At 68.9% G+C, this 17,046-nt stretch carries 15 protein-coding genes; 8 read left to right on the forward strand and 7 right to left on the reverse strand.

From position 1 onward, the window contains the following. Positions 1-477 precede the first annotated feature (477 nt). Positions 478-1,704: a chitinase gene (locus tag ACFYMP_RS32030; protein WP_388864189.1), complete on the forward strand. Its 1,227-nt coding sequence runs from the start codon at positions 478-480 to the stop codon at positions 1,702-1,704. A gap of 484 nt (positions 1,705-2,188) precedes the next feature. Here ACFYMP_RS32030 and ACFYMP_RS32035 read toward each other — a convergent pair whose 3' ends face one another. Together ACFYMP_RS32035 and ACFYMP_RS32040 are read right to left on the reverse strand one after the other, a co-directional pair. Next, positions 2,189-2,701 carry a hypothetical protein gene (locus ACFYMP_RS32035; protein WP_388864191.1) on the reverse strand — a complete coding sequence of 171 codons (513 nt, stop codon included), beginning with the start codon at positions 2,699-2,701 and terminating at the stop codon, positions 2,189-2,191. Next, entirely contained in the window at positions 2,698-4,068 is a 1,371-nt protein-coding gene (locus ACFYMP_RS32040) for a molybdopterin-dependent oxidoreductase (RefSeq protein WP_388864215.1), read from the reverse strand. The genes ACFYMP_RS32035 and ACFYMP_RS32040 overlap by 4 nt, the downstream gene beginning before the upstream one ends. 1,221 nt (positions 4,069-5,289) lie before the next feature. Between ACFYMP_RS32040 and ACFYMP_RS32045 the strand changes: the two genes are divergently transcribed. After that, the gene (locus ACFYMP_RS32045; protein WP_388864193.1) at positions 5,290-5,646 is read left to right on the forward strand and encodes a hypothetical protein; all 357 of its coding nucleotides are present in this window, start codon (positions 5,290-5,292) and stop codon (positions 5,644-5,646) included. 411 nt (positions 5,647-6,057) lie between these two features. On the opposite strand, the gene ACFYMP_RS32050 is transcribed toward ACFYMP_RS32045, so the two are convergent. Then, the gene (locus ACFYMP_RS32050; protein ID WP_388864195.1) at positions 6,058-7,038 is read right to left on the reverse strand and encodes an aldo/keto reductase; all 981 of its coding nucleotides are present in this window, start codon (positions 7,036-7,038) and stop codon (positions 6,058-6,060) included. Between the two features lie 177 nt (positions 7,039-7,215). On the opposite strand from ACFYMP_RS32050, the gene ACFYMP_RS32055 reads away from it, so the two are divergent. From ACFYMP_RS32055 to ACFYMP_RS32075, 5 genes are all read left to right on the forward strand, one after another. Next, positions 7,216-8,133: a helix-turn-helix domain-containing protein gene (locus ACFYMP_RS32055; protein WP_388864197.1), complete on the forward strand. Its 918-nt coding sequence runs from the start codon at positions 7,216-7,218 to the stop codon at positions 8,131-8,133. Between the two features lie 540 nt (positions 8,134-8,673). Continuing rightward, positions 8,674-9,438, forward strand: coding sequence for an SDR family NAD(P)-dependent oxidoreductase (locus tag ACFYMP_RS32060; RefSeq protein WP_388864199.1), 765 nt, complete (start codon positions 8,674-8,676; stop codon positions 9,436-9,438). Positions 9,439-9,937: 499 nt separating this feature from the next. After that, positions 9,938-10,558 carry a hypothetical protein gene (locus tag ACFYMP_RS32065; RefSeq protein ID WP_388864201.1) on the forward strand — a complete coding sequence of 207 codons (621 nt, stop codon included), beginning with the start codon at positions 9,938-9,940 and terminating at the stop codon, positions 10,556-10,558. Between the two features lie 239 nt (positions 10,559-10,797). Continuing rightward, on the forward strand, positions 10,798-11,781 hold the full coding sequence (locus tag ACFYMP_RS32070) for a hypothetical protein (RefSeq protein ID WP_388864203.1): 984 nt from the start codon (positions 10,798-10,800) through the stop codon (positions 11,779-11,781). A gap of 618 nt (positions 11,782-12,399) precedes the next feature. Then, positions 12,400-12,690: a hypothetical protein gene (locus ACFYMP_RS32075; protein WP_388864217.1), complete on the forward strand. Its 291-nt coding sequence runs from the start codon at positions 12,400-12,402 to the stop codon at positions 12,688-12,690. Positions 12,691-13,207: 517 nt separating this feature from the next. On the opposite strand, the gene ACFYMP_RS32080 is transcribed toward ACFYMP_RS32075, so the two are convergent. The 4 genes from ACFYMP_RS32080 to ACFYMP_RS32095 all read right to left on the reverse strand — a co-directional run bounded on the left by ACFYMP_RS32080 (position 13,208) and on the right by ACFYMP_RS32095 (position 16,530). Then, positions 13,208-13,945 (reverse strand): hypothetical protein, encoded by a 738-nt coding sequence (locus tag ACFYMP_RS32080; protein ID WP_388864205.1) that lies wholly within the window; start codon positions 13,943-13,945, stop codon positions 13,208-13,210. Between the two features lie 158 nt (positions 13,946-14,103). Continuing rightward, complete coding sequence (locus ACFYMP_RS32085; protein WP_388864207.1) at positions 14,104-15,840, reverse strand: ABC-three component system protein; 1,737 nt, start codon at positions 15,838-15,840, stop codon at positions 14,104-14,106. Continuing rightward, complete coding sequence (locus ACFYMP_RS32090; protein ID WP_388864209.1) at positions 15,830-16,096, reverse strand: ABC-three component system middle component 6; 267 nt, start codon at positions 16,094-16,096, stop codon at positions 15,830-15,832. Before ACFYMP_RS32090 ends, ACFYMP_RS32085 begins: the two co-directional genes overlap by 11 nt. Next, positions 16,093-16,530 (reverse strand): ABC-three component system protein, encoded by a 438-nt coding sequence (locus ACFYMP_RS32095; protein WP_388864211.1) that lies wholly within the window; start codon positions 16,528-16,530, stop codon positions 16,093-16,095. The genes ACFYMP_RS32090 and ACFYMP_RS32095 overlap by 4 nt, the downstream gene beginning before the upstream one ends. A gap of 186 nt (positions 16,531-16,716) precedes the next feature. Here ACFYMP_RS32095 and ACFYMP_RS32100 point away from each other — a divergent pair. Further along, on the forward strand, positions 16,717-17,046 hold a 330-nt coding region (locus tag ACFYMP_RS32100; RefSeq protein WP_388864213.1), incomplete at its 3' end, for a helix-turn-helix domain-containing protein.

Genomic DNA, 17,046 nt, shown 5'->3' on the forward strand with positions numbered 1-17,046 from the left:
GCGGGGGGGGGGGGGGGGGGGGCCCCCCCCCCCCCCCCCGGGGGGGGGGGGGCGCGGCGGCCCCCCCCCCCCCCGCGCCCCCCCCCCCCCGGCCCTTCCCCGCGCCCGGAGGCCAGGGCTCGGCGTGAGGTGTGAGGGAGGGCGGGGGCCGGCGCGGCGGGGTGACGTCGCGGCCCGGCCGACGGAGGCGCGGAAAGGACCGTCGCCGATGATTCACTGCGGCGTCGGAGTGAGTGCCGAGACCGGTTCACGGCAGGGCATGGGGGCAGACAGCCCTGCTCCAGGTCTGCCCGCCTGACTCCCCGTGACTCTTCCGGGGTGAACGCGACCGGGGCCGCGATGGACGTGCGGTTTCCGGCCGGCCCGGCTCCGGCGTCGCCCCGGGTCAAAAGTTCGTCTTGGTCTAGTCCAATGCGTTGACGTGCTCGTTACAACAGCGCGACAGTGAGGCGCCTCTTCACCCCCTCGGGAGACCTCATGAGACGTCTTCGTACTTTGCTGTGCGCCGCCGCGTCCACAGCCCTCGCAGCGGCCGGGCTCACCGCCCTGCTGCCTTCCCCCGCCGCCGGGGCCGAAAGCTCCACGGCCGCGCTGAGCAACCGCTGGTACGCGGCGGCCCCGTACCTCATGCCGCTCGACAACGACCCGCCGAGCGCCACCGCGATCATGGACGCCTCCGGACTCAAGGCGTTCCAGCTCGCCTTCATCCTCGCCCCCAACGGTGGCGGGTGCAGCCCGACCTGGGACGGGACGGCGCCCGTCTCCTCGGACACCGCTGTCGGCTCCGTCATCAGCGCTATCCGCGCCAAGGGCGGAGACGTCTCCGTCTCCATCGGCGGCTACGGCGGCACCAAGCTCGGCCAGGCATGCCCCGACGCAGCCTCCACGGCCGCCGCGTATCAGCAGGCCATCGACAAGTACGGGCTGAAGGCGATCGACTTCGACCTGGAAGAACCGGAGTACGAGAACGCGGCGGCGATCTCCCGCGAGATCGGTGCCGCCAAGATCCTCCAGCAGAGGAATCCGGGCCTGTACGTCTCGGTGACCACAGCCGGAACCGCGGACGGGACCGGCTGGTTCGGCAAGCAGATGCTCAACGAGGCCAAGGCGCAGGGCTTCACGCCGAACAACTTCTCCATCATGCCTTTCGACGGCGGATTCAGTGGGGCGGGCGCCCAGACCGCCGCGCTCACTGCCTTCAACGCGGTGCTGCGCTCGACGTTCGGCTGGAGCGAGGCCACCGCGTACGCTCACGAGGGCTTCTCCGGGATGAACGGCCGTAGCGATACCGGGGAGTTCTTCACTCAGGCGGACTTCCAGACTGTCCTTGACTACGCCACCTCGCACGGTATGGACCGTTTCACCTTCTGGTCGCTCAACCGCGACCGGCAGTGCAGCCCGCCCGACAACAGCGGCCGCACCTCCGGCACCTGCAGCAGTGTGCCCCAGTCGGCCTGGGACTTCGCGAAGTTCTCGGTGAAGTTCGCCGGCGCCACCCCGCCCACCAACCCGCCGACCGAGCCTCCCACTGACCCCGGCAGCGGCACCTGCCCGGCGAACGCCTGGAGCGCCTCAGCGGTCTACGTCAAGGGCGACCGGGTCACCCAGAACGGCCACGCCTGGGAAGCGAAGTGGTGGACGACGGGCGAGAAGCCCGGAACCACCGGCGAGTGGGGCGCCTGGCAGGACGACGGCCCCTGCTGATCCCGTCACGAGGAACACCGTAGGGGGTACGGCCGCGGCGGCCGTACCCCCTACGGCCCTTGCCGGCGCCGGTCCTGGCCCACCGTGTTGTTGTCGCTTCTCGCGGTTCGGGTGTGATGTCGCCTGGTGCGGAGGTGACGGTTGCTGTGCGGCCGTTGTCACTGTCGGGGGGGATTGGGGATGAGTCCGCTGAGTGTGTATGTGGGATGGGGTCTTGACTGGTCTGTCTGGTGGGCGTTCCTGACCACTTGTCGGGTGTGTGCTCTTGGCGGGTTGTCCGGCAGTCGATTGGGTTGGGTGGGGCACCCTCGTGTTCGGCTTCGGCAAGTCCCGGTTGCCCGCTGTTGCTGGTGCTGTTGTCGGTAGTGGGATGAAGTCGCGGTGTGGTGGTGGTGCGGTTCGTGGGCCGGGGCGGGGTTGTCTCGTTGTCGGGTGTCCTTCGAGGGGCCTCCCGGAGGTTTGCCGCGATGTATGCCGTGTCCCGTCACCGTCTGGGCGTTCGGGTGTTCTCGCCGTCGGCGGTGTGGGGGCGGGTGTGGTGTATGTGGTGTATGCGGAACAGCAGGACGACGGCGGAGACAGCGAACAGTACGGCGGTGATGAGGAGCCAGCGGCCGAGGAAGACGTCGTCGGGGAGGGTGGTGTCGGCGGTGAAGCGGTCGACGCGACGCAGAATCAGGGGGAAGTACGTGAGCAGCAGGACCCCGGAGAGGAAGACGGGGACGCGGAGGTGATTGATCCACCGGAGGCCGGAGCCGGCCGTGGACGGCTCCCGGCGATCGCCCAGCAGGGTCTGGGCCGCACGGTCGGTGAGTGTGTAGAGGGGCAGCAGAACCAGATCGTGCAGGAGTGCGGCCCCGACGAACCACAGGACGACCATCCACGGCTCCGCACCACTCAGCAGGCGGATTCCGGCGTATCCCGCCAGTGCGAGGGAGGCCAGGACGAGCAGCAGGTGCAGGGGGGAAGCACCGTAGCGAGAACGGAAGCGGCTCATGCGGGTGTCCCGAAGGTCAGACGCCCGACCCATTTGGTGTTGTGGACACCCGGGTTGGCGGGGACGATGACACGGGCCGGATAGCCGTGGTCGGAGGACAGATCGGCTCCGTTGACCCCTAGGGCCAGCAGCGAACGGGGATCGCGGACCTGATTTTCCCGCAGGGTGGCCGAGCCGAAGGCACCGCCCCGCTGGACGGACTCGACGAACACCTGGGGCGCCGACCCGGTGAAGCCCACCAGAGCGGCCAGATCAGCCAGACGAACCCCGCTCCACTCCTGGTCCTCTGTAGACCAGCCCTCCACACACGCGATGGGCAGCGAAGCATGGTGTTGTGGCAGCGCCAGGACCTGCTCGCGGGTGAACGACAGCGTGCGCTCGGGTCCCGTGACGACGAGACGCCAGGCCGGACCGATGTCACGGGCCCGGATACCCACCCCGGCCGCTGTCTTGTTCACCTGGAAGCCGTTCGGGCCCGGTCCTGGGTCCTGACCACGCGGCGCGAGCAACGCGGTCCCGCGCAGCGCGCCTCCGATACTCTGTCCCGCCGTGACCGCGAACAGAACCAGGGAACCGGCCCCCACGGTGGCCAGAGCGCCCCGGCGGGACATGGTCGGCGCGGCGGGACGCGGAGTGGCCAGACCGGACTCGTCGACCGGCCCGGTGCGCCCACGCCCGCCCGGCCCGCGCACCTCCTCACGCAGTCCTCCGCCGCGCAGCGTCCGGACCATCAGGGGGACGCGCAGCACGACATGGACGACGAACGCCCCGATGAAGACCCACGCTCCGTAGAAGTGCAGGGTGTAGAAGGAGCCGGGAAAGACGTAGTCCAACTGGATGTTGAGCACCCCGGTCGCGAACTCGAACAGCACCCCGCCCAGGAGCAGCAGCAGCGAGAGCCGTTCCAGCGCGTGTCCGGCCGACCGGACCGGGGGCCAGGTGAACAGCTTGGGGATGACCGACCACAACTTCGCCAGGAGCACCGGGATCAGCACGATGCCCAGTGTGACGTGGACGCCCTGGGTCAACCGGTAGAGCCAGTAGGGGTGAGTGGGCCAGGAGAACAGGTAGAACCCCAGCCAGCCCCGGTCAGGTGTCTGGTCGTTGGTTCCCAGGCGGGGGTTGTAGGCGGCGTACGAGAGCAGCCCGGTCACGAACATCACCGTGATACCCACGAGCAGCACCGCGCCGAGCACCGAGGTCAGCCAGGGCCCCCGGAGCGGGCTGCGCCAGAACCCCGGCCGCGTCGGGCCGGCCGGGGGGCCGTCACGCAACAGGCCGGTGAGTGTCAGCCGGGGCGTCGGGGAGTCGGCCACCGAGGCCGCTCGCGCCGACGTGGCGCCCCCACCGCCCGGCTTCGCCTCCATACCGCCCTCACCAGCGTGCCCGCCACCGGCCTGTCCGTCTCCCATGAGGCCCCTCGCGCATGTGCAGGACGGCGGACTGCCGCCACATAAGGGAAGATAACGCCATAGTTGCCCTCTATTGGGCATTTCTTAGGTGAACTTCCAGAGCGTCTGCAGGGGGCGCAGCGGCCGGGCTCCGCGTACACCGGAGGCCCCGGCCACCCGCCACCCGCACGGGTGCGGGGGTCACGGCCGGCGGCTGGGCTGCCTGCGGCGCGGCGCGGCGCGGTGCGGTGTGGCGCTGGCTGGAGCAGGCGTAGGCGATCGGGCAGGTGGAGGCCGGGGTCCGGCAGGGGTATGCGGTGTCGGACGAGGTGTGGGCGCTGCTGGGCGATGCCGAAGGGAATGTCGCTGAGCCGAGACGCCGGCCGGCCGCGCCTGGCGGGGCCTCGTTGCCGTCGGCGTCGACGCTGCACCGGGTGTTCCGCCGAGACCGACGGGCGGGGCGGGTTTTGCTGACCGGGCGGGAGCCCGTGGTGGCCGGGCCGAGCAGGCGGATCCGCTCAGCGAGCTGGGCTTGAACGTCGTGGCCGGCCAAAGCACCGGCGGGCAGGTGTTCCTGCGGGAGCAGAAGCATCTGGCACAGGTCCCGGTCCTGGTCCCGGGCGCACAGGTGATGCACACGCCTGCTGTGCGGTCGGTGCTGTGGACGGTCGCGCACGCGGCCGTGGTGGGGGCGGTGGTGTGCTTGTACGGCGACGCCGGTCAGGGCAAGACCGTCGCGCTGCAGTACGCCCTGTCCCAGCTGCCGCACCCGGCCCGGGTCCGCCGGGTCCATGTCGGTGTGCATCCGACGGTTCCCGAACTGCGTCGGGTACTCGCGGACGCCCTGGAGCTGGGCAGGCGTCTGCCGCGCGGGGCGGGGGGAGGCCGACCTGATGCTGGTGAACGCGTTACGGCATCCCCGCGTGCTGGTGCTGGACGAGGCACAGCGCCTTCCGGGACCGGCGCTGGAGTTTCTGCGCGGGCTGTGGGACCACCCGGACACGGATACGGCCCTCGCGTTCGCGGGTGCGGGCAGCGAACGGGCGCTGCGCCGGGTACCTGCGCTGGCCTCTCAGGTGCTGACCTGGGAGCTGGTGCCGCGCCTCAGCCAGCGGGAGGTGGCCACCAGCCGACCGGAGTGCACCCGCCGCGCCCCGGCCTCCGGTCCTGGAGCCGGGGGAGTGGGAGATCCACCGCGTGCCCTTGAAGTGGGAGCGGGCCGTCCTCGCCGGCGCGGCGGTTCGCGAGACGCCACGCGCCATCGTCGCCACGCGCGGCCGGGCGTACGACGTCGTCGCGCACCAGCAGGCGGCGATGCCAGAGCAGCTGCTCGGGCCGGAGCCGGCCGACCCCGAACACGACGACCAGGAGCCGAAGCCCGGCCGCCAGGAAGTCATCGACATGACGGCGCTGCGGGTCCGGTCCCTGGCCCGCCGTGTGGGTGCCGATTTTCGGGGGTTTCGGGTGTGGTGTTGCCCGGTGCCGGGGCGAGGGCCGCTGTGCGGCCGCCGTGCGCGAGTTCTGCAGTCGGTGACGATGTCAGTGGTGGTGTGACATCGGCGTACACGGTGGTCACGGGCAGGGCGCAGGGCGCCTCCCGCGGCCGTTACAGCAGGCCGACACCCCCGGTCTTGGGTGGCGGTTTCGGCGCCCCGCTTCGCCGGGGAGGAGATGGGGCCGGCCTGACCGGCCCCCTCACGGCCTCCAGGAGGGTGACAGCCGCCTGGGAGCCTGCCATCGGTGTGCCACCACGGCGCCGCTGGCAGCCGCTGGCACGGCAGGCGCTTGCGCAGACGGCTCGGCCTGGCGGTGCCCAGGGCGTGTACTGGGGTCTATGAGTTGTTGGGGCGGCACAGCCGGTGCTTCGCCCCAGCCACCCAAGCGGCCTGCCGGACCTACCCGGATCGTCGGCGACCGTGGGCGCCGGGCTGTTTGCCGTACCCCAGGAGTGGGTCAGCGAGTGGGTCAGCGGCGGCGACGCAAACGCTTGTCGGCGAGAGCGGGGATGGTGGCGTCGAAGTTGTCGGCGGGGTTGATGTCGGTGCCGGGTTCCACGATCTCGTCGATGCGGTCCAGTACGTCGTCGTGGAGAACGACGTCGGCACCGGCGAGCAGGTCGTCGAGTTGGCCGGGAGTGCGTGGCCCGATCAGCACGGTACTGACCGCCGGGTGCGACCGGACGAAGCCCAGCGCCAGGTGCGCCATGGGTACGCCCATGCCGTCGGCGAGCTCCCGCAGCCGGCTTGCTGCGCGCACCTTGGTCTGGTTGGCCGGGTTGGCGGGGTCGAAGGCGTGCTTCTCCATCCGCGCTCGCTGTCCGCCGGCCGGATCGGTGCGGCCGGCCAGCCAGCCGCTGGCCAGTGGGGCGTAGGTGAGCGCGCCCATCCCGAACGACTGAAGGGCGGGGAACACGTGCGCCTCCGGCCGACGGTTGAAGATCGAGTAGCGGGGCTGCTCGCTGATGAAGCGCCGGCTGGTGGTGCGCTCGGAGGCCCACTGCGCAGAAACGATCAGCTCGGCGGGAAACGTGGACGAGCCGATGGCGCGGACCTTGCCTTCCCGCACCAGATCCGTCAGGACGCCGAGGGTCTCCTCCAGGTCCGTGCGGTAGTCGGGCCGGTGCATCTGATAGAGGTCGATGTAGTCGGTGCCCAGGCGCCGCAGACTGTCCTCGACGGCGCGCCTGACCCAGCGCGCCGAGCCGCCGCTTTGATGGGGGTGCTCTCCCATCGGCAGTCCGAACTTGGTCGCCAGGACGACCTCATCACGCCGTCCTGCGATGGCCAGGCCAACGACCCGCTCCGACTCGCCTTTGCCGTAGACATCCGCGGTGTCGATCAAGTTGATGCCGGCGTCCAGGGCCCGGTGGACCATGGCCACCGCCTGCTCGTCGCCCGGACCCCCGGGAAAGCCGAAGTTCATCGCCCCGAACGCGAGGTCGCTCACCACGATGCCCCCAGCGTGCGCTGTTCCATGATCACTCCGAATGTCGCTGATGGATTCCTTCTCCCGAGCAGAACACTGCCGCTGTCCTGGCGGAACACACAACGCTGACCCGCCACGGCCAGAGGGGGAACAAACAGACCCCCCTCACCCCTGCACCAGAAGCGTTAGCGTGCATGCATGAACGAACCCGTCCCCGAGGGCCTGGGGGCATTCCTGCGCAGCCGGCGCGCCCGTATCACGCCGGAGGACGCCGGGCTGCCGCCGTCCATGGGTATCCGCCGGGTGCCAGGGCTGCGCCGCGAAGAAGTAGCCCTGCTCGCCGGCGTCAGCGCCGAGTACTACGAGCGGCTGGAACGAGGCCGCAGGAAGACTGCGTCAGTATCGGTCCTCGACGCCATCGCCCGGGTACTGCGGCTGAACGCCGCTGAACAAGATCACCTCCACGCCCTCGCCGGCTCGCGCAGCTCCCCGCAGACGCGCACAGCCCCCGCCCGCCTGCGTCCTGGGCTGCGCCGGGCCCTGGACGCCGTCACCGATGTCCCGGCCCTGGTGCTGGGGCCCCGCCACGACCTCATCGCCATCAACGCTCTCGGGGCAGCGTTCTACACGGGGCTGGATCTCCTGCCTGCGGGGCAGCGGAACGTCGTCCGCTACCTGTTCACGGTCGGCGCAGCGCGCGAACTGTACGACGACTGGGCAGGAACCGCCCGCACGGTGGTCGCCGAACTGCGACGGTACGCCGGCACCCACCCGCATGATCCCAGGCTCGCGGACCTCGTCGGTGACCTGGCCGTGCGTGACCAGGACTTCCGCCGCTGGTGGGCCCTCCACGACGTCTACCGGCGTGACTACGGGAGCAAGCGATACCACCACCCCCTCGTCGGCGAGCTGGAACTCGGCTACGAAGCCATGACACCGGCAGGCGACCCCGAACTCGTCTTCGGAACACACACCGTCGAAGCCCACTCACCCTCCGCTCAGGCTCTGACGCTTCTCTCCAGCTGGTCGGCCCCACCCCGGCTGGAGGGCTCCACTGACACAGGGCAGCCGACCGCTACCGGCCAGGTGATCTCTGACCCCGGCACCACCACGTAGCGAACTCACCGCAGGCCGCTGTCCGCTCCGCGGGCGGCAATGTGGCGGGGGCCGCCCGATCGGACCAAGTGCGCCGTCGAAAACTCCAGTAAGGCACTCCACGCTGACCTCGCCCCGTCCGGCAGACACGTGACTCTCGTAAAATCGGGATACTTCCGCATAAACTTCCTCAAGCCGAGCAGCCCGCCCGCACACGATCCCAGAACCCGATCGACGACTATGCAGCCACCTCCGGCGCGATGCGCCAGACGGTCCCCGGCATCAACAAGACCCAGCAGGGCGACCCCGTCAAGGGCGCCCCGGGCAATCATCGAAATGGCCGCCGGCGGAGCCCCCGGCGGCGCCCGCAACGCGGCTCCGACACGCTAGACGCGGCCGAGGCCGAGCTGGAGGGCGTCCGTCCGCGAGGAGACGGACGCCCGGTGCCATACCGTGGTCACCAGCCACTTCAGCTAAACCGCCGTCAGGCGTCCGAACCACTGCGCTGCCTAGCGTGAGCGCAGTTGACTCCGCTTCCGGGGCGCAGAGAGAGGCAGACACATGGGTAACTCGCTGGAAGGCACCGTCGCACTGGTCACCGGGGCCAGCAGCGGCATCGGAGCCGCCACCGCACGGCGGCTCACGCGGGAGGGCGCCTCGGTGGCGCTCATCGCCCGCCGGGCGGACCGCCTGGCAGAGGTGGTCAGCGCGATCGAGTCCGAAGGAGGCACCGCACGGGCCATCGTCTGCGACATCACCACCCGAGCGGCCGCCCACGACGCCGTCGAAGAGGCCGTGGCCGCGTTCGGCCGCCTCGACACGGTCGTCAACAACGCCGGCGCCATGCTGGTCGGCCCGTTCGTGGACGCTCCGGACGGCGAGTGGGAGCGCATGGTCGACATCAACCTGATGGGGCTGCTGTATATGACGAAGGCCGCCCTGCCTCACCTGATCAAGGCAGCCGAGCAGGAACCTCGGCGAACTGCGGACCTGATCAACATCAGCTCCTCCGCCGGGAGGGTCGCCCGCGCCGGGACCGCCGTGTACAACCTCACGAAATTCGGGGTCAACGGGTTCTCCGAGGCACTGCGCCAGGAGATGCAGCCTCTGCGGGTACGGGTCAGCGTCATCGAACCCGGCACCGTCGACACGGAACTCGCCTCCCACACCCGGGACGAGCTGCGTGCAGGTGTCGAGAGCCAGACACAGGCCATCGAGCGGCTCCAGCCCGAGGACATCGCGGACGCCGTGGCTTACATCGTCACCAGTAACCGGCGTGTGGCTGTCAACGAGCTGTTCGTCCGCTCCGCCGACCAGGGCTGGTAGAGCCCCCAGAGAAACGCGGCGCGGAGGCGAAGCGGGCGCTGGCGCCACCTGATCCACCCGCCGGCGCTCGCGCGGCGACGATGTCCTGCCCCAGGATGCCCCTGGCCGATCCCGGCGAGCCGGCTGCGCAACGGCCCCCCGGTCAGGATGCGGGGGGAGCAAGAGATCCCCCGCATCCCGCTCCAGTACGAGCGCGCCGTCCTCGCTGGCGTCGAGTTCCGGGGTCCGGGTGCTGGGGGCCCTCCGCGGCCGGGCGCGGCCGGCGCTCGGCAGGTGGCCCGTGTTCGCCTTGCTGCGCTCGAAGCTGAACCTGTCCGAGCTCACAGGTGAGCCGGTCGACGTCCGCGCCGCCGCGTAGGCCGCCTTCGACGTGCCCGCGGGGTTGGGCGCCATCGCCTCGTACGCGACCGAGGTGGCGCTGACCGCGACCGGCACCTGATCCAACCCCGGCAAGGGTGGCGCCCAGGCGGACATCGTCATCACCGCGTCCGGGGACGGGGTGCCGCTGCTGTTCGTGGAGATCGACAACTGCTTCGAGTCCGCGCAGGTCCTCGCCGCGAAGATTGACAAGTACATGCGGTTTGGCCAGCGGAAGGTGAAGGACGTCGACGGCAAGGAGCGGCCGGTGTGGCGCACCCGATGGTGGGTGCCCGACGGCCGTCACGGCGACCGGTCGCACCCGCCGCTGCTGCTCGTCTTCAACCGGATCGGCCCGCGCAACCCCAACACCGTCATCGCGCAGCTGGCCGAGCTGACCGAGCGGCACTGGAAGGGCACCGCGTACGAGGGGGGCTTCCACATGTACGAAGGCGAGCTGCCCATTGTGGTCACCGGCATGAAGCAGCTCCAAGAGCACGGCCCGGCCGGAGCGGTCATCCGGCGCTTCGGCCGGCCGCAGAACCAGACCCTCCTGGAGGCGATCGGCAACCCGTGCCGTGAAGCCCACGACGCCCGCAAGCAGGCCGAGTACGCAGCCCGCCAGCGGGAGCACCAGGAGGAGCTGCGCCGCATCGCCGCAGAGCACCGGGCCGAGCGGGAGGCCCGCCGTCCCGTCGTGTGCGCCGGCTGCGGCACCCGGTTCACCGACGAACGGTGGAAGGCCATCGAACCCGCCGGGTAGGCCACCCCGCGAGACCCACCCGCAGCTGTGTGCCGAGTGCAAGCAGCGCGCCATCACCGCCGAACGCCAAGCCAAGCAGACCCGGGAGGAGCCCCAGGCTCACGGCCAGGTCGTGCCCGAGCGGAAGGGCCGCTGGTTTTCCCGCCGCACCTGACCGAGCAAGCCCGAAGTGACCGAAGAATTGGGTGGCCTGTGCGCCGAGCGCCCCGTCATGCTGATCTCAATGTGAGGGGGCGCGCGTGGCACGCGATCAGGCAGAGATCGAGCAGAAGAACCGGCAGTGTCTGGAGTCATTCGTGGTGCGAGCGCGCCGTGTGGCAGAGCACTCCCTCGCTGATGGCTGGGAGAAGCTCGAGGCACTCATCGACCCGAAGATCGGGGTCCGTTTCGAGAACGGTGAGATATGGATCCGGCATGAGCTGCCAGCCGAGGAAGTGGTCGAGTCCGCTGCGGCGCGGATCCGGCCGATTCTCCTGGAAACCGAGGACTGCTTCCACATGAAGGTACTGAAGGCACTGGGCTACGCCTGCCGGGCCTTGCCACGGGACGCGGAGCAGGTCCGAGCAGCGCGTGACGAGTGGAAGAGGCGGGTGGCCCCCGCCACGCCCTTGGATGCCGCCTATCGGGTCCTGGTCGCCGACACGGCGACCGGTGAGGAACACGACCTGGACGCGCACCGGCTGGCCCTGTCCTGGATCTACGGCGACGTGGTGCATCACGACACGGAGCGGCGGAAGGAAGGCGATCCCTTCGGGCTGCGCGACCGGTTCCGGGCCGCCGTGCCGCTGGTCGCCTGGACTATGGTCGCGACGATCGAGCTCCTCGCCTATATAGAAGCCCTGTGGAAGGACGGTGTTCTGCAGCTTCGGCCGGAAGTCTTCGACGCGCAGGTCGCCCTGCAGTCGACGGTGTGGGAGGAACCTGCTCAGGTGTTCTTCGCTCCCGTCGGAGCGGAGCCGCCGTCCGGTGCGACGACCTCACTACCGGAGGGGTGGCTCCCGCTGGGCAAGGGAACGGTCTCCCGCTTGCAGACCCTCTCCGGAGGACAGCTCCTCCACCCGACCACTTCCGCACCTGCGACCGCTCCGTCCAGCGAAGACTCTGACGCGGACCGGCCCAAGAGCGTGGGCGACGCACTGCCGGCCCCCTACGGCTCTCCTCAGCAGCCGGTGAAGGACTGGCAGGCCGAACTGATCGAGCGCTGGAGAGCGATGCAGCCCTGACGTACCACCGGCTGCGAGCGCTGCGGCCGCGGTGACGAGGATGCCCATCACGACCACCGCATCCCGATGGCGGACAGCAGCTCCTGTCCGGGGGCGGTTTTTCTGATCAGTAGGTCGTGGTTTGGCCTGGGCTGATCAGTTTGTTTTCTGGTGGTGGTAGCGCTTCAAGCCCTGGTGTGACGACTGGGTGCCAGGGGAGATGAGCGCGTGGCTGCGTGCTGAGCTGCCATTTGGTCAGGTCGAGTGAGCGTTGGTCAGCTGTGGTCAGTTTGCCCGAGTGGTGATCAGTATCGTTGAGTGTTCTTATGCGCTGGTTGTGGTGTTGATGTTGGCCCAGTACGGGGTGGTGTCCGTGCCTCGTGGAGTCCGGTCGCAGAGCGGACCGGGGCTGCGGCCACCGTCGTGAGGTACCTCAAGGCTGTAGGAATCACGGCCAGATCCGCTCGCAAGGTCGCCATGGCTCTCAAGTACCTGCTCCTGGACCCGGCCACCGCGGGGAAGATTGCCGTTCTGTTGCATAGCGGGGTGGGCTACCGCCGAACCGATGTGGTGGCCCGCTCCGCATACTGATGCGTTCTCGCTGTGGCAGGACACCAACCGTCAAAGGATGGAGTGCAGATGGATGTGGGATCGGTGCTCGGGAGCATAGGCCGAGCGGCGGCAGGGGCGGGCCGACTGGTGTGGGCAGTGGTGACCGCGCCGACCACGGGAACCGAGTATGACGTCCAGTCCAAGATCGACAGTCTTGTGGAGAAGATCGAGAACGAGGTGCCGGAGGAGCTGCGGGACCGGGCATGGGGTCTGGTTCTGGATGGGCTGTACGGGGTTCCTCAGGAGATCGATCAGTTGGTGGAGGGACGACAGACGCCCGATGACGAGGAGGCCGGGGGTACGTCGGCCAAGAACTGACGTCGGGATCCGGCGAGCCGGAAGGGCAGGCGTGCCGATCCGATGCTGGTGCGTGCGGAGAGTTGCGTGCGGCAGATGGCTCAGGTGATCACGGCGGAGGATCCAGACAGCGGTCGTGCGTGCGCAGGGCCATGAAAGAGGCGGGCGGGACTGGGGCTGGCGGAGCCGAACGGCATGGCCGGACGGCACTCGGTCTGGAACCTGTTCTCTGCCAGGCAGAAGATCTTGCCCGTCGCCAACAAACGAGCTACCTCCCCGCCCGAAGGCTGCACTGGAGCGAAGGCAGCAATGGCCGGGTTCGGTCCGCGCGGCGTCGCGGTGACGGACCGGGCCGCCGCCAGTTCTACCTTGAACCGCCCGGCCCCTGAGGTAGACCTGTCGGAGACGACCCCCACGTAACAGCAGTGGTGGAGCGCCCTCGGTAACCACGTCGCGTCGGTCAGGCCGGGCAGTCTGCTTCGCCAGCGCAGCGAGCGCCGGTCTTGGCACGCTGTTCGGCTGGCCAGAAGGGGGCGGGTCACAGGCTGTCGGCCCATGTCGGGACGGGGAGGCTGTGGACGTCGCCGAGTGCGATACGGAGCGGACTGAGGAGGCGGTGGGCGAGGCTGGGGGAGAGGTCTTCGAGGGCGAGGGCCGTGGCGGCGAAGCACACGGTTTTCTGTTCGTCTGAAAAGTTCCGTACGCGCTTGCCGTGGATGCGGGCTGCTCGGCCCAGTGCTGCTTCTGTGTGCTTGATCAGTGTGTTCTTCAGCGTGGCTCGGTCGGTGGTCCTGGCGAGGTCCTGGGCCTCGTACCACGCTGGATCTTCGCGATCGGTCGGCCACGCCTTGTTGTAGGAGCGGCGCAGGGTGAGGACTTCGTCCCACGTCAGCTTCTCCAGTCGGGTGAGCAGTGCTGCCGTTGTTCGTCCTTGAGGACCCAGCGCCCACCAGGCCGGTACTCGGAACCAAATTCTTTGGCCCCACGTTCGTCCGGAGCGTTCCTCGTCGTCGTTCGGGACGAGACTGACAATCCACAGCCCGAATGGAATCTCGGTCGCGAAGGGCAAGTAGTTGGCACCTGATGCATGTGGTGCCGCGCGGTGCCATGGCTGCTTGCGGCGCCGCAACGGCACGCCGGGTGTTTCCTCGATGAGGATGCTGCGGTTGTCCCGCAGGGCGGCGGCGTAGTCGGCAGGGTCGTCGTCGTCGAAGCCACGGCCTGAGGGGCGTGTGACCTTCCATCCCCAGCCGGCCGGCAGACGGTTCGGATCCACTCTCGCGACTGTCCAGTCCTCCCATCCAAGACCAGGCATCTTCTCCTCCTCCGTGACGATGGTGAGGCCCCACAAGGAGCACCTCCGGGGCGTGCGCGGGCGCCAAGGCAGTTGCTTATGCACCGAAGGTGACGCTGGGCGTAAGTGCGTGGAAGAGCTCAGTAGCGGAAGCCGAAGAGTCCGCCGGTGGGGGAGTCGGTCAGGACGGTTTCGAGGGTGTACGGCTCGGCGTCGAAGCCCAGGCGGGTGGCTTTGGCGAGGTCGTCGGTGTTGAGGGTGGCGATGTACTGCATGTTCTCTTCGCGGGTGACGTCTGCGGCGAGTTGCAGTGCGGCTCTGAGCTGCCGGTCGTCGACGCCGTCGTACAAGTGGCTGTCGTGGATGAGGAAGTCTGGGCCGCGTCCGTGTCGGTGGGCGAGGACAGCAAGGGTGAGGTCGAAGCAGAAGATGACCATGTTGCCGATGCCGCGGCTGTTGTCGCTGTCGATGCGAGGAGTGATCGTCAGGCTCTCGCGTCCGGCCTGGATGGCCAAGAAGGCCTCGCGGGGCCCGTAGAGGGCCTGGGCGAAACGGGAGAACAGCAAGGTGGCTTCGCGGGTTTGCTGTTCGCGTTCGTCGAGATCGGTCTCGACGGCTTGTTGAAGCTGGATGCGTTTGGCGGTGATCTGTCGGGAGCTGGACTCCAGGGTTTGGGCCGCGTCGTAGCGGTGGCGCAAGGCACCAAGGGCTGCTTGCTCGCGGGCGAGGGCCTGCTGGAGGGACGTCAGCGCTTCCAGAGCGCCGCCTTCGTCGAGCTGGCGCAGCAGTTGTGCCTGTTCCTCACCCAAGCGGGCGCGCTCAGTACGGCGCTCGGCGAGCCGTGCGGTGAGCTCGCTGATTTCTTCGTCCAGGAAGCGGCGCCGGTTGCGCACGATGGAGTGATGGAAGGCCTCGACCTCCTGGAACCTGCGGCGGACCTGATCACTGAGAACGATGCCGAGCTCACGGTAGGCGGGCTGGAGGTACTGGGTGTCGACGTCGGCTGTCTCGATGACTGCCTGGTGCAGCTCGTCGAGGTTGTACTGCTCGATGACATCGTCCTGGGAAAGCTGTTTGATACGGCGACTGAGCTCGTCGGCCTGGTCCTTGAGGTGCTCGTACTCGGGTACGACCTGGAAAGCGGCGACCTGGCCCTGCAGGCGTTCGACCTGGGCCTCGGCCAGCGCGATCTGGCCACGCAGGTCTGCGGTGGAACCGACGATCTGTCCCCAAACGGGGTCGTTGACAGCCTTGCGGAGCTGTTTGCGAGTGGCATCGCGGGCGGCGAGCTGCCGGTATCCGTCAGCCAGCTGCCAGTCCAGGCCGAGCAGGTAGGCCAGGTTAGTGGTGGCATCTGCGGCGGGCTGGCGGGAGAAGGTGCGCCCGGCTTCGTTGAAGCCGTGGGCCGAGACCCGGCGCGCGAGATAGGACAGCAAGGTCCGGCCGCTGACGCCGGGGTGGTCGCCACGCAGTCCGAACAGCCTCTGCTCGATCAGATGGTTCCACTGCTCGATGGGGACCTCCGCCTGGCCTTGCGTCTCGAGGGCGAACAGGGAGTCCGGGTCGGGTGCGGTCACGTCGGGTTGGAGGGTGACGAACGCTGGCCGTGCGCCGCTGCGTCGTATCTCCAGCGTCTCGGTCACGTCTGGCCAGTCCAGGTACAGGCCGAAGGTGATTGATCGCAGCGCCCGCTTGGTGAACGGGTTGCGGGTGCTGCCACTCGCGCCGAGCAGGAAGTGGACGAGCTCGACCATGCTGGACTTGCCGGCGCTGTTGCGGCTGTCGGTGGACGCGGAGGCTTCGGTCTTGTCGGCGAGCAGCAGGTTCAGGCCGCCTTGAAAGGCGATCTCCTTGAACCGGGAATCGTCAGCGCTCAAGCGACGCAGCATCTGCATTCCTAACGACAAGGAGGTCGTCGTGCAGTTCGACCGCACCGATCCCGTACAGGACGTCCAGGGACAGGACGAACCAGCCGAACGATACCGGGGAGTAGTGCTGGTGCTCCCGACGACAGGCCTTCAGCCGCGCCCAGGTCTGGCTCACAGTCCGCGGCTCGTCCAGCTGAAGGAGGACTTGGGCGCCTACCGCGAGCAGGCAGCGGTCCGGTGCGATCCCTTTGGTGGGCGTGATCATGGCTGCGTACTCACCAGCCCTGCCGGGCTCCAGTCGTTGGGAGGTGCCTCGAAGATGTCGCAGCGGAAGAAGAAGTGCGCCAGGACAACCCATGCCGCCCGGTGCACCTGGGGCCGCTGGCGCTCATTACCCAGGACGTACATCTCCAGCTGCCACAGCACGTCGTCGGGGTCCCGATACTCCTGGCGCACCTGTTCGTAGAAAATACGGAATCCGCGTGCGACCTCGTCGTGTTCCAGAGTCCGGATGCCCCCGGCGTAGAAGGCCTCCACCAGAGGGGTGTGCCGCATGCCGCGCAGCAGCGCGTCACGCGACTCGCCCCGGAGTTGGTTGAAGTCGAGCTTCTCTTCGCGCACCTGGGGCAGTTCCATGAGCGGATCGGCCTCGGCCCGCAGTTCCTTGAGGTGCTGTAGCAGCGGTGCCAGGTCGTCCATGCCCATTCCATACACGGTGGGTTTGACCGGGATCTCGCAGCCCAAGACGTCTTCGGCGAGGGCTAGGTGTTCTGTCCACGGAGGTTGGGTGCGGTGACAGCGATCACCATCTGGGGATCTTGAACGAGTGAGGGCCTTCCGGGTTCGGTGTGGATTGCGACGTCTACACCAGCCCGAAAGGCCCTCATGCCTCACCGTAATGCACCTCTGACCGAGACCGGACGTCTCCGGCTGGCCCGCTGCGTGGTCAATGACGGATGGCCTCTGCGCCGGGCAGCGGAGCGGTTCCAGGTCTCGCCGACCACAGCCCAGCGCTGGGCCGGGCGATACCGCCAACTCGGCGAGGCGGGGATGAGCGACCGTTCCAGCCGCCCCCACCACAGCCCCCGCAGGACTCCGCCCCGCACCGAACGCCGCATCTTCAAGGTCCGCGTCCTGCGCCGGTGGGGACCGGCCCGCATCGCGCACCTGCTGGACTTGGTGCCATCCACCGTGCACCGCGTGCTGGTCCGCTTC

The organism is Streptomyces sp. NPDC007088, from assembly GCF_042869355.1.
In the GTDB taxonomy this organism is placed as follows: Bacteria; Actinomycetota; Actinomycetes; order Streptomycetales; family Streptomycetaceae; genus Streptomyces.

What these genes read in the sequence shown, in the direction of transcription:
- ACFYMP_RS32035 (WP_388864191.1), bottom strand. Translation starts at nt 2,701, where the DNA reads ATGAGCCGCTTCCGTTCTCGCTACGGTGCTTCCCCCCTGCACCTGCTG.
- ACFYMP_RS32060 (WP_388864199.1), top strand. Translation starts at nt 8,674, where the DNA reads ATGGGTAACTCGCTGGAAGGCACCGTCGCACTGGTCACCGGGGCCAGC.
- ACFYMP_RS32075 (WP_388864217.1), top strand. Translation starts at nt 12,400, where the DNA reads ATGGATGTGGGATCGGTGCTCGGGAGCATAGGCCGAGCGGCGGCAGGG.
- ACFYMP_RS32030 (WP_388864189.1), top strand. Translation starts at nt 478, where the DNA reads ATGAGACGTCTTCGTACTTTGCTGTGCGCCGCCGCGTCCACAGCCCTC.
- ACFYMP_RS32055 (WP_388864197.1), top strand. Translation starts at nt 7,216, where the DNA reads ATGAACGAACCCGTCCCCGAGGGCCTGGGGGCATTCCTGCGCAGCCGG.
- ACFYMP_RS32095 (WP_388864211.1), bottom strand. Translation starts at nt 16,530, where the DNA reads ATGGACGACCTGGCACCGCTGCTACAGCACCTCAAGGAACTGCGGGCC.
- ACFYMP_RS32040 (WP_388864215.1), bottom strand. Translation starts at nt 4,068, where the DNA reads ATGGAGGCGAAGCCGGGCGGTGGGGGCGCCACGTCGGCGCGAGCGGCC.
- ACFYMP_RS32090 (WP_388864209.1), bottom strand. Translation starts at nt 16,096, where the DNA reads ATGATCACGCCCACCAAAGGGATCGCACCGGACCGCTGCCTGCTCGCG.